Below are 12615 nucleotides of genomic sequence, written 5' to 3'. Positions count from 1 at the left end.
ACACTTAAGGTGCTATGTCTAAAAACATCACACCTTAAAACTACCTTATAATTATACTGTCAACGATGCTATAAATTCACTGAGGTTTTTGGCAAGTACATGATGTGGCTTTTTACCTACATACTCTAGGCACACCTCACCTGTTTCTACTAATACGGTAACAAGCAAATCGTCTTGGTCGGTTAACCCAATAAATACACTTGGCGCTTGTTTGAGTTTACGTTTCATTAAAACATGACCGGTGATATTTTGTTGCAGTAGGTCAAAATCATCTTCATTCCATGCTTGTAATAATTCCACTTGATGTCCGTCAATATTGGCTACAACACTGCCAGCAAACATATGACCATAAAATTGACTCAACGCCTCTGGAAACTCAAGCTCCAATGCGTTAGCGAGATCGGTTAATGAACCTGAAGGCTCTCTAACTATCGCTTGCCATTGGATCATACCATGTTCATCGGCGCTACCTATTTCACATGGGCTTGGCCATTGCTCATCGTGGACGATTAATGGGCGCTTTTGTGTATTAGTAATCGTTTGTTGGCTAAATTTTTCGTGAAGTTGAGCTAATTGCATTGCAACAGACATACTGTGAAACTCATTTAATTTATATATAATGCCCCCATTGTAACTATTTAAGAGCAAACATGACAGATTACAGCAATTCTCCCGATCTTAAAGGCAGCGTACTTGGTCAATCTACTGAGTATGTCGATCAATACACGCCCAGCTTGCTTTTTCCTATTGCTCGCAAGCTTAATCGTGATTCATTGAGTATTGATGAAACTGCGCTGCCATTTAAAGGCCAAGACATATGGACAGGTTACGAACTGTCTTGGTTAAATACTAAAGGTAAGCCTCAAGTTGCGGTGGCATTGTTTACTTTCGAATGTCAAAGTAGTCATATTATTGAATCAAAGTCGTTTAAGCTTTATTTAAACAGCTTTAATCAAAGCCGTTTTGGGAGTATTGAAATTGTTAAACAACATTTAATTGACGACTTATCCAATGCGGTAAACAGCCCTGTAAAGGTAACCTTATACAGCGCTGATGACTACAATTGTATTCCTTGCACACCGCTTCCAGGTGAGTGTATAGATGAGTTAGATATTGAGATAGATAACTACCATATTGATGCCCATTCACTTAAATCACAAAGCAATAAAATAGTCACCGAAACTTTGCATAGCCACTTGCTTAAGTCTAACTGTTTAATTACTTCACAACCAGATTGGGCGAGTATTATTATTCGCTATACTGGTGAGCAAGTTTGTCGTGAGTCCTTATTACGCTATTTAATTTCATTTAGAACCCATAATGAATTTCATGAGCAATGTGTGGAGCGTATTTATAGCGACTTAACCACTCAACTCAATATTAAAGAACTTGAAGTATACGCGCGTTATACGCGCCGTGGTGGGCTTGATATAAACCCATATCGCTCAACACATTATAACGAAACCCCATTTTCGGTAAAAATAAACCGTCAATAAGTGTCACGTTACCTTAAAAAAGGAGCCTCAGGCTCCTTTTTTAGTCATTAAGTTGCTTAGTTGGCACCGACATGCCACACACATCAATATAATTATGGCTGTACGCAAACCATTCCTCGCTGCGGTTACCCCGAGCAATAATTAATTGTTTGAATGAATCAGAGTCTGTTTTCATTACTTTAAATTGGCTGCTATCGTCTGCTACATCCGCTAATACTTGTAGATCAGTAATGGGGTTAAACTCGGTATTCTCAGTTGGCGTTCGCGCTAGCTGATGAAAATGTGCCATGCCTTTAAGCACCCGACCAAACACGGTAATATTTTTGTCTAAATAACGCGGCCCTTGACCTATGGTGACAAAAAACTCACTGCTGGCACTGTTTATATCGTTATCGCGCGCCATTGCAAATATGCCATGACAATGGACTTGCCACGTTTGTGTATGCGCTTGGTTTTGTGCAACCGCAAAACCACCTAAAAACCCCGTTACGGGTGCATAACCATCACTGCCCATCTCGGTTATTGAAAGTGGCTCAGTGGTGGTTAAATAAAATTCCGCTGGCACCGTGTTATCTTTAGTTTTGGCTAACTTTTTACCCGTACTATCGCCACCTTGAGCTACAAACCCTTCAACAAAACGGTAAATGTGAGTACCTTGATAAAAGCCTTGTCTTGCCAGTTTTTTAATATTCGCAGTGTGTTTAGGCGCAAGTTTGGGGTTAAGCTCAATATATGCAGCGCCTGTGGGCAGGGTTAACTTTAGAATATTCTCTGATTCGACCCATCGCCATTCATCATCTTTAGCCGCCGCAATAATCTCACTGCTTGTTAGCATTTTAGCCGACGAGGCTGGTGATTGAGTAGTCTGCTGGGCACATCCACCTAACAAAGCCGACACTAAAAGGGTCACTACACACTTTTTCATACCTTTCCTTTTTTATAGTTATCTATTAGGGTCTGTTGACCTTTCAAGGTTAAATTTGCAACAGCCTGTTTGGTATTTAGGCAAGGCAGAGCCTATGTGGTGTGGTTATTCCCCATAAATAGGCGATAACGCAGCATCAATGCCAAACAGGCGCTGCCCTTCGGGTTCTGCCTAGGGGCAATTTACTCTTTGTTACTCGGTTTTTACTTAGCCCACTAGGTTACAAACCTCGCGCCGCGATTAAACCGCCCCTAGTTTGAACAAATTTTAATCCGCAAAGGTCAACAGACCCTAGTCCCAATCAAACTTATACAGTATATCTACGTTTTGGTATAAGCCACTGGTTATTTCTATGTATAGTTTAGAGAGTAACTGATAGCGCACAGCCACTTCACTGAGTGAGTCAAACACCCCAACACTGTACTTAACCTGCAAGCTTGGAGCTATATAACCCGATATCTCTACTTTTGTTTGTTCACCACTGCCTTTAGAGCTTAAGCTTACATCAGATAAACCAAAGGTTTCACCCACCTTAGAAACCACTCCCTCACTGCGACTCACACCTTGAGAAAGTAATAACTGAGTTAACATAGCATCTGTAGAGCTGTCGCCCTCTCCTAATGGTTGCCCATTGAGTAAATAGGCTAAGGCTTGGGCTTGATCCATCGCAGGCTCAGAAAATACTTTTAACGTAGGTTGCTCAACACTGCCGGTTAAAGTCACTCCGGCAATCACACCATCAGCGGTATTATCTGGGTTACGAATCGCTTTAATATTGAGATACGGTTTGTCGATTGCGCCACTAAAGCCTATTTGCCCTGTTCTAATTATCAAGTCTTGCCCGAAGGCTAAATACGTCCCTTCTATTAAATTAAGCTCTCCGGTGGCAATAATTGGCGTACCTTGGCTCATTTTAAGCGCTAAATCACCAGTCACTTTAGACTCGAGCCCAAACGATTCAACTTTTACATCATTTTTTACTGTTACTTTTAAGTCTATATCATAATCAAAAGGGACTTTTTTAGCCGCTTGTGTTTTTTGATCAATAATTATTTCATCATCGCTTACTTGCACTGCGCCCTCGGGCAGCTCTTCAATTTCTATACGCCCATAAGGCACAACCACTTCACCAACAAGGTTAAGCGCGTTATCTGCTATGCCGATTTTTAGATCGGGTGATACTTTAAATATCACACCCTGCTGCGCTCTAACAAAAAACTCATTGCCAATAACTGCAACATTAACCGCGGGTTGCTCGCCTTGCCAATCAACATCACCGGTAAGTTTAACTTGCCCGCCTTGAGGATCACTTAAGTTGCCATTAATTGTTGCCGTGGTTTTATTAAATAAAATATGTATATTAGAGTCTTTAAGTGCAACGGGTAATTGCTCTCCCTCTAAATTAATGTCTGCAATATTAAGCTCACCATCTAACTGAGGATCTTTGAGCGTTCCTGCTAATGAAACCTGCCCACTGATTGCCCCTTTAAGTTGCTCAAGCGTATCTAAAAATGGCTGAATGTCTGAGAGTAAAATTTTATCTATATTAACGTTACCAGAGAGTGTTTGTGTATTTTGAATGTCGTCAATATTTATCTCGGTAGCTATTTTACCTAGCACACTGGATGCCAAGTTAGCTTCAATTTTACCAATCTGCGAATCTGAAAAGGCACTAATATTGAGTGTTTCTATTGGGAGTTTAAATCGATCCTCTTCTGAGGTTAGCACTGCATTTAACCCATTAGAATTTACATTCGCTCTGAGCGTTTTAAGTGCACCTGACTGCCAATTAGCAGCAAAATCACCTGTTAAGTCTCCACGTGTGCGAATATTATCTGGTAATAAGTGCTTAAGCTCTGCAAGTGAGAGGTTAGCAAGCTTTGCATTAAACTGCCCTAGCGCTTTTATTTGTGACAAGGTATCTATACACAACTTACTTTGAGCTGATTGCCAACAATGAGCGCTCACATCAAAATCCCCGTTTTGTGTATTCACCATAACGGATATTTTTTTAGTATTATTAAAACTCAGCTTTTTATCACTAAGGGTTATGTCACTTAGCTCACCATTCCAAATGGCATTTTTCATTTTGCCATTAAGCTCAAGTTCCACCGCGCCTTTTTCGGCATCAATCGACGCGCTAAGTTGATGATCTGTTTTATCACCACTGGCAGCTATGTTTATATTATTAATTTGCTGCCCAGCGACCAGTGCAGATGCAACATTAACACTGAGATCAGTTTGCCAATCAGCGGCCGTATCTAATTGAGATTTTATAGCGAGTTTATTAATGTTTATCTCATTAAAAATAAAGCGCTCTAGCATAACAACTAAGTCAACCGAAGGGGTTAATCTGTTGCCCCGTACTTTTAAGTCCGCTTTACCGTTAGCAATAAAAGGCAGATTAGCCTGCTCATCACTATTAAGCGTAATATCACCGTCAACTTGCCATGTATCATCTACCTGTCCATTCAAAGTTAACTTGTTAGTACCACTACTTAAATAAAAACTATCGATATCCGCTTTTAATTGATTATCTAACTTAAAGTTTGCAGCAAACTCTAAGGGCACGTTGTTCAGTAAGCCGGCTAGCTTAGTATTGTTCATTCTTAGCTGCCAGGTATCGGCTTGGGCGTTAAATACGCCTTTAAACGTCCCTGAAACATCACTGGTTAGGGCATCGGTTAAGTATTGCGCTTTTAAATTTGATAAAACGCCGGTAAAGTCCGCTTTAATTCCCTGTTGCCAATCAAGCTGTGCTTGAATATTCGCAGCGCTATCGTTAGCTTTTAAAGCAAGCGTTTCAAGCGTTGCCTTGTTTAGTGTGCCTTTTAGCTGAGCATTTAAATCTACACTTGGATAAGCATCTAGCTGAGTATTACCCGTTAAACTTAATTGATAGTCGTTAGCATTACCTTGGGCACTTAAATTGATGTTTTTAACCTTTAGCTCATTACTTTGTGTATTAATAAGCCATTGATTAATTTTGCCATTAACACTAAAGGGATAATTTTTCTGTTTGAGGTTGGCTGTGGCTCTCAAATTTAAAGGAAATAATCCTGTGGTATCAAGCGCAATGTTAAGCTTGGCTAGATCACCATTTATATCAAGAGTAGCTCCATGTTCATTCCCTTTTAAGCTAATGTTGCCGTTAATTGGCATTGCCCCTTCAAGTGTTGCATCAAGCTGAGTTTTTAACTGCCACTGCTGATAACCTGCCGATAGTGACTGTACCTTAATAGTGGCATCTTCTACGCTCATTTGCAGAGCAATATCATTAATTGAATAGTGTTGCTCGCCCTGATTTATTGTCACGTTGGTGATATTGAACTGCTCAACATTGATGTTAAGTGGTGAGATAAAATCGATATTGGGTAAAGCTGGCAATTCATTAATAGCCGTTGTTGTTTGTTGATTAGCCGCTGCTTGTTGAGCTGCGGTTTGCTCTTTCAATACCACATTAATGCGAGGAGTGGTTAAACGTTTAATTGTAATATCAGACCCTTCAGCCTTTGCCGAAAATTGCAGAGTGTTAAGTGTTACATTTGCACTTGAATGATTTAAAATAAATTCATCAATAGCTAGATTTTTTAATGCAATATTAAAGGGTAAGGTTATTTTTTCTAATGCTTCGGTTGGCGTATCGTCTTTATTCTCAGCGCTTTTTGGCAAGGTTAATTTAATCGACTTAGCGCTTAAATTATCAATACAAATACCATCACATTGCCACCAAAATAAATCTATCTTTAGTTGCTGTGCATTAACGCTTACGCCATTTTGGTCAAACTGTAAGTTAAATGCGTCATTGTATAAAAATCGGCCATTTTTTATTTCGATGGTTAATCCATCAACCAATTTATTCGCTGTATAAGCAAGCAATTGATTACCAGGGGCGGTAAACAAAACGCAAAACAGTGTAACTAACAGCGTTGCTAAAACGGCGCTAACTATCGCCGTTACTTTTTTAAATACTGACATTAAATTTCAGGCCCTATGGTAATACTTAAACGGGTACTTTTACTTTCTTTTGTGAGCCCCCACGCGTGATCAACTCTTATCGGACCAACCGGTGTTAAATAACGAAAACCAAATCCTGCACCTACTTCAAATTGTTCTGAAAAATCATTGGTTGCGGTCCCCCCATCAACAAACAGCGCAGCCCGCCAATTTTTAGCAAATTGGTAGTTGTATTCAACGGTACTCGCTAATAAATATTTACCACCAATACGCTCACCCTGCTCGTTTTGCGGAGAAATCGACTGATAAGCAAAACCCCTGACACTTTGATCGCCACCGGCATAAAATCGCAAAGAAAATGGCACGTTATTTATATCATTAACAATCATTGCGCCCACGTTTGCTTTTAAAAAGATCAGATGGCGGTCAAGGTAAGTACGTAACCAAGCATGCTGTAATTGAACTCTAACCAAATTGGTACTTGAGAGTACGCTATCGAGTCCAAACTCAGCTGAAATAGACCACTGCTCCCCCCAATAAGGTGTGGTGCCACCCTTTGATTGTTTACGCGCATAACTGATCCCAGGCATTAACATTTCAGTTGTTTTTTCTTCGTCATCCCCTATGCGGTAGGTTTCTTGCTCACGCCTTAAAAAAGCCGTTCGTACCCATTCATGCTCAGTTAACCACTGGCGCTGTAACTGCCCTGTTAATATTTCACTGTAGGTTTGATTGGTTAATTCATCTTCCAACTTATAACCGACAGAAAAGCGCCATAAATCATCGTTCGGATCATTCACCGGCACGGTGTAAGCCATGGAAATATCTTGCTGTTTTTGAGAAACATTTAAATTGCTTTCAAGATAGTGCCCGTTATCGGTGATCCATGGTTTACTCCATTTAAAACGTACTTTCGGCCCTAAATCTGTACTAAAGCCACCACCAATTTCATAACTATTTTCTGGTTTATGTAACACATCTACTTTTATAGGAACTTGCTTGTTTTTTCTCGCTGTAATATCGGCGTAAACACGCACGCTCTTAAAATAAGGGGTACTTGATAAATCAAGATTATAATCGGCGATATAGGATGCTTTGTAAGACTGACCCATTTTAAATGGCGCCAAAGAGCGGATATATTTTTCAGCTGGAGTATTTCTGGCAATTAAAATATCGCCAAACTGATAACGAACTCCGCTATCAATAGTAAAAGTAATGGATGCGCTGTGTTTTTTGAGTGATACTTCAAATTTTCTAACAGGCCATTTTGCATCGAAATATCCATACTCTAGCAACACTGACTCTATTTTTTGATGCGCGCTGCTATAAACCCCATGATTTAAAATATCACCTTGTTTTAAATTAAGATCTTCAATCGTTTTTTGAACGAACGGATCCTGTTTTGCTTCACCATTAATAGTTATATTAAGTGACTCAACACGTGTGGCTGGACCTCGCTCTATATTTACAACAAGTTCGCGCTCGTCTTTATCAAAATCAATATTTACTACTGGACTGTAATAACCTAAGGCTTTGATACTATTCTCAACTTGCGTTTTTGCATACCGACGAAGTGTACGGGTTGGTTTTTCACCAACAAGTTGTTTTAAATAAAGTGCAACGTTATTTTCTAAGTCGCCACTGATCCCTTTAATTTCATAATCTTCAATTATATTTTCAGAGGCAATAGAAGACAGGCTTACTAATAAGCAAAAAAAACAAAAAAACTTTAAAAGCTGATTGAACAAGTAAATATCCTTACTGTGGTATCCATAAAATAAACCCTAGACAGGAATATAGTACCATAGCCACAATGAGCCTAACATTAACTTAATCGCAATTAACACTCAAAGATGCAGTCAAAATTTAGTACGCGTTAACGGTTTATTTTGGTTACAATAGCTATAACGAGTACAAAATAAAATTAATGAGTTTTTAATGCAATTCCCTGATGATGACAATGGCCAGCTTCTTGCTGAAATTTCCGCCGCCGGTGTAGATTTAAGTAAAATGCAACAAATTGATTTTTACATTTTATTTGAACAACAGGCTGATGCCGAAAAATTTGCAACTGAGATTGTAAACGATGCATTAGTGCAAACTGCTGATGTTGAAAAATGTAAAGATACCGGCGTTTGGGAAGTAATTGCCCATGTACAAATGGTGCCTGAACATGCACTGTTAGGCCAAGCAGAACAATACATTGAAAGCATAGCGAACAGTTTTAATGGCTATGGTGATGGTTGGGGATTAGACGCAGAAGAAGCATAATCCCTAATTTAAATAATGAATGATATCCAGCTTTGTCTATCGACTTAGCTGGTTTGCTTTTCTGAAGCTGCCTTTATAATCAAAAAGTCTATCTGCTACTTTCCAACCATATTTTTTACTTTTTCGCGCAATCACAAAATCCGGTGGTATTAAATCAAACTGGGCTTTTATAACTTGCTCTGCACTGCTAAATTCAACTGGTGACTGTCCCTGACCTACACGCTTACCAAATTGCTTATTAAAGTAATACTGTGATCCTTTGTTTGATAAATCAAAAACTTCATCACAACTGGCTCCGTCTTCATCAAAATAAGTAATTTTTAACAATTGCTCTTTAAGTTTTACCACACTCAAGCCGCTACAACGTAGGACTAATGCATCTTTAAGGTTTAACGCATTACGAAGCTTATCATCAGGGTCGGCCATCACAGCACCACAGTCATGACATTTTCGAGCAGCAATATCATTTTGTGCGCCGCACTGCTCGCACTCTTTAAAACGAAAACGATAATCGCATTGCTCGCTTAAACCGTTATCATCTTCTAGCAAACCTTTACAACGCCTACCAAAGTGCTCGATTACTTTGCCGTCAGCATCTGTTTTTCCCCAAAATATATTGGCAAAGCCACACCCAGGGCACAGCACTTGCACGGGTTCATTATCGCTATCGCCTTTTTTATCGCCAACTTCTGGGTAGAATAAATCAAAGCCATTGCCCGCATAGTCAATCACTAAACAATCGTTTTTACCTTCTGCCAACCTCAAGCCTCGACCGACAATTTGCTGGTATAAACTCACCGACTCCGTGGGGCGTAAAATAGCTATAAAATCAACATGAGGGGCATCAAAACCCGTCGTCAGTACTGATATATTTACTAAATATTTTAACTGTTTAGCTTTAAATTGCTTTATTATTTTATCGCGTTCGCTATTTGGCGTATCTCCGGTAATCAGCGCACTGTGATCCTCTGGTAGATAAGTCATTATCTCTTGTGCATGCAAAACCGTAGCTGCAAATATCATCACGCCATGGCGGTTCTCACTATATTGAATAACTTGCTGCAGAATTGTTTGAGTTGCACGGGTCGATTTTTTTAACAGCGCATTCATATCCTCATTGCTATATTGCCCAAATGCATTGCTAGTTAAAGATGAAAAATCATAATGGCTAATTGCAGCATCAACCTCTTTAGGGGGAGTTAAGTAGTTATGCTTAATCATATAGCGCAAAGGTAGTTCAAAAATACAGCGTTTGAATGGACTTTCCTTATTGCCACGCACAAAGCCATGGTAATGATGATGATAAATCCAGCCTAGCCCTAATCGGTAAGGCGTCGCGGTTAAACCTAATACTTTTAATTCAGGGTTGTGAGATTTAAGTGCATTAATAACTTTTCCGTATTGGCTTTTCTTTTCGCCATTTACTCTGTGACACTCATCAATAATAAGTAATGAGTAGTGCTCATTAAGTTTATTTAGATTACGCGATAACGACTGCACACTGGCAAAGGTAACTTGGTAGGTTAACGACTTCTCTTTGAGACCTGCGGAAAATATACTCGCCTCAAGACCAAAGCTTTTATATTTTTGAGCATTTTGCTCAACTAATTCTTTTACGTGCGCCAACACCAATATTTTTTGTTTAGCAATACGCGCAAGCTCAGCTATCACTAAACTTTTACCCGCCCCCGTAGGCAACACAATAACAGCAGGTTCGTTAGTTTTTCTAAAGTGTAAAACGGTTCGTTCAACCGCCTCGCTTTGGTAGGGTCTAAGGGTGTAGGTCATGAGATAACAATTAAATTTTAATGAGGGATTTTAGCAAATAACTTAACTTTAAAGGTAATTATTAATTACGTGGTTTTTAAATCGCATAATTAAAACTCATTTTAATGGGGAATACTACGATAAAACATTTATATCTATTAATAATACCCCTAAGTTAATTACTCAGGGGTAGACTTTTATTTACCTATGTTTTTATCAAAAAATGTTAGCATTTTTTCCCATCGCTCTACATTATGCTCTGGTTTATAAAAACCATGCCCTTCACCTTTTTTGTACATCCACTCTACAGAGTGATTGCGTTTTTTAAGCGCATCTCTTAGCCTAAATGCATGCTCTTCAGGCACCCTTACATCTTGGCCACCCTGAATAATGAATACAGGTGCTTTGAGTTTATCTACATTATGCACTGGCGATTGTGCTTCTCTTTCTGCTTTTGTCTTCGGAAGTACGTTTTCTAAGTAATTTAAACCTGAAGATGATTCTGAGATATCGCCTTCTTCAAACATTAGCTGTAAATCGTAAACGCCTACAAAGCCTACAACACACTTATAAAGCTCAGGTTCTCGTATAGCACTTTGAACCGCAGCATAACCACCATAAGATGCACCATAAGAACAAATTCGACCTTCATCAACGACCCCCTGTTTAATTAGGTAACGTACACCATCGGTCATATCATCAATCATGCTTGTCCCCCAGCTTTGGTAACCCATTTGCAGAAACTTTTTACCATAGCCACCTGAACCACGAAAGTTCGGTTGAAAAACAGCGTATCCATGTGATGCAAGTACTTTTACATCACTACTTAATGTTGATAATGAATCTCTAATACCATGTGGGCCACCATGAGGATGCATTATTAGAGGTAAATTCTTATCTGCATTCACAGGGAGCGTTAGCAGCCCGCGAACCTCTAACCCATCACGTGTTTTATAAGAAATTAGCGTTGTTTGAGGGATCTCCTCCTGACTTAACCAAGGTTTAGCTTTAACTATCGCGCTAAGACTTCGTTTCTTAGTATCAAATAAGTAAAATTGCTTTGGGTTATTAGTGGAGCTAACTGTTAACACCAGCTTTGCATTATCTAAAGTTGAGGAGGTAACCTCTATAGTTTGGTTTTTAAATGAATTTGATAAGCTCGATAATAAACTCGCAAAGCCAGTATCTGTTATATCTTCAAAAAAAACATTTTCAATTGAATCTAATTCATAACTTGCTCCAATTACTTCACTGACTTTGCCGTTATTTATACTAACAACTGGCATTAGATCTGTATTTGGATGAGTCACTTTCACAGTTTGTTTGTTTGTTTTCAGATCAAATGAAGAGATAGATAACGTATCAGTTGTATTATCACTAATACCAATCACAGTTGAATTATCAGCTAAAAATGTAAGTGGGGTAAAAGATCCTGAATCACTGTCAAATCGGAGTACTTCATGCCACTCATCATCTTTATTATCTCTTGTAACTACAATACTTTGATTATTTTTATCTGGGGCAATACCTGTTGCCAGCCTCGCAATACCATTATGATCCAATAAAACGCTCGTATTTGTTCCTTTGTAAACACGTAAAGGAAGCTTCCCCATACTTTGTTTACGCCCTGAACTTGCTTTTACTCGCTGTAGTTCTAAATAAGGTTCGTCTGAGTATGGCGAAAATGACGAGATGATAATTTCATCGTCAGTCTCTGGTAAGAGATCAATGACTCTTGCCATTCGAATTCTTGAATCACCTGAACGAGGCCCAGCTATTATAGTTTTACTTTTACCATTAACGTTTATAGATAAAAGATCACCCGTTGCCATTGGCGCATCATAAGCACCATATTCTTGAGCGAGTGAAATAATTACTCGTTCATTATCTGCCCAACCAAAGTCTGCAACAGCTTCGCTTTCTTTTCCTTCGGTAATAGAAACAATCTCATGATTACTAACATTAAGTATAGTTAGCCTAATAGCGCCTGTTTCCGTTCTTGTTGTAGCTGCAAGATGTTTACCGTCAGGTGAGATTTTCATATTTATAAACTGCGCATGCTTAGCGTAATTTTGCAACTTAACGCTATCGACCTTGGCCACAGCCCCTACTGATGCAGCAGCTAAAAACATCCCTACAGTAAATTTAGCTATATTCCTCATAAGTATTTCCTTATCAATAAAAAAGCCCTCCTACGAG

General features: G+C 39.1%; 8 protein-coding genes. 2 read left to right on the top strand and 6 right to left on the bottom strand.

Annotated features, from left to right (window positions below; translation table 11 throughout):
• Positions 1 to 51: 51 nt before the first annotated feature.
• Positions 52 to 591: a SecY-interacting protein gene (syd, locus tag BG00_RS09085; protein ID WP_013465370.1), complete on the bottom strand. Its 540-nt coding sequence runs from the start codon at positions 589 to 591 to the stop codon at positions 52 to 54.
• A 59-nt stretch (positions 592 to 650) separates the two neighbouring features.
• Between syd and queF the strand changes: the two genes are divergently transcribed.
• Positions 651 to 1496 (top strand): NADPH-dependent 7-cyano-7-deazaguanine reductase QueF, encoded by an 846-nt coding sequence (queF, locus tag BG00_RS09080; protein ID WP_036982025.1) that lies wholly within the window; start codon positions 651 to 653, stop codon positions 1494 to 1496.
• 40 nt (positions 1497 to 1536) lie between these two features.
• Here the strand turns inward: queF and BG00_RS09075 are convergent, their stop codons facing one another.
• The 3 genes from BG00_RS09075 to BG00_RS09065 form a co-directional block, all read right to left on the bottom strand.
• Positions 1537 to 2421, bottom strand: a complete 885-nt coding sequence (locus BG00_RS09075) for a peptidylprolyl isomerase (RefSeq protein ID WP_036982023.1) — start codon at positions 2419 to 2421, stop codon at positions 1537 to 1539.
• Positions 2422 to 2712: 291 nt separating this feature from the next.
• Complete coding sequence (gene tamB / locus BG00_RS09070) at positions 2713 to 6399, bottom strand: autotransporter assembly complex protein TamB (RefSeq protein WP_036982021.1); 3687 nt, start codon at positions 6397 to 6399, stop codon at positions 2713 to 2715.
• Positions 6399 to 8126 (bottom strand): autotransporter assembly complex protein TamA, encoded by a 1728-nt coding sequence (locus BG00_RS09065; RefSeq protein WP_036982020.1) that lies wholly within the window; start codon positions 8124 to 8126, stop codon positions 6399 to 6401. The genes tamB and BG00_RS09065 overlap by 1 nt, the downstream gene beginning before the upstream one ends.
• A 190-nt stretch (positions 8127 to 8316) precedes the next feature.
• Between BG00_RS09065 and BG00_RS09060 the strand changes: the two genes are divergently transcribed.
• Positions 8317 to 8649: a ribonuclease E inhibitor RraB gene (locus BG00_RS09060; protein ID WP_036982019.1), complete on the top strand. Its 333-nt coding sequence runs from the start codon at positions 8317 to 8319 to the stop codon at positions 8647 to 8649.
• A gap of 36 nt (positions 8650 to 8685) precedes the next feature.
• On the opposite strand, the gene BG00_RS09055 is transcribed toward BG00_RS09060, so the two are convergent.
• Together BG00_RS09055 and BG00_RS09050 are read right to left on the bottom strand one after the other, a co-directional pair.
• Complete coding sequence (locus BG00_RS09055) at positions 8686 to 10437, bottom strand: DNA repair helicase RadD (protein ID WP_036982018.1); 1752 nt, start codon at positions 10435 to 10437, stop codon at positions 8686 to 8688.
• Positions 10438 to 10613: 176 nt separating this feature from the next.
• Positions 10614 to 12578, bottom strand: coding sequence for a S9 family peptidase (locus BG00_RS09050; protein WP_051498242.1), 1965 nt, complete (start codon positions 12576 to 12578; stop codon positions 10614 to 10616).
• Between the last annotated feature and the right edge of the window lie 37 nt (positions 12579 to 12615).

Source organism: Pseudoalteromonas sp. SCSIO_11900 (assembly GCF_000576475.1).
In the GTDB taxonomy this organism is placed as follows: Bacteria; Pseudomonadota; Gammaproteobacteria; order Enterobacterales; family Alteromonadaceae; genus Pseudoalteromonas; species Pseudoalteromonas tetraodonis.
The sequence above is the reverse complement of the archived record's forward strand: the minus strand, read 5'-3'. Positions and strand labels throughout refer to the sequence as shown.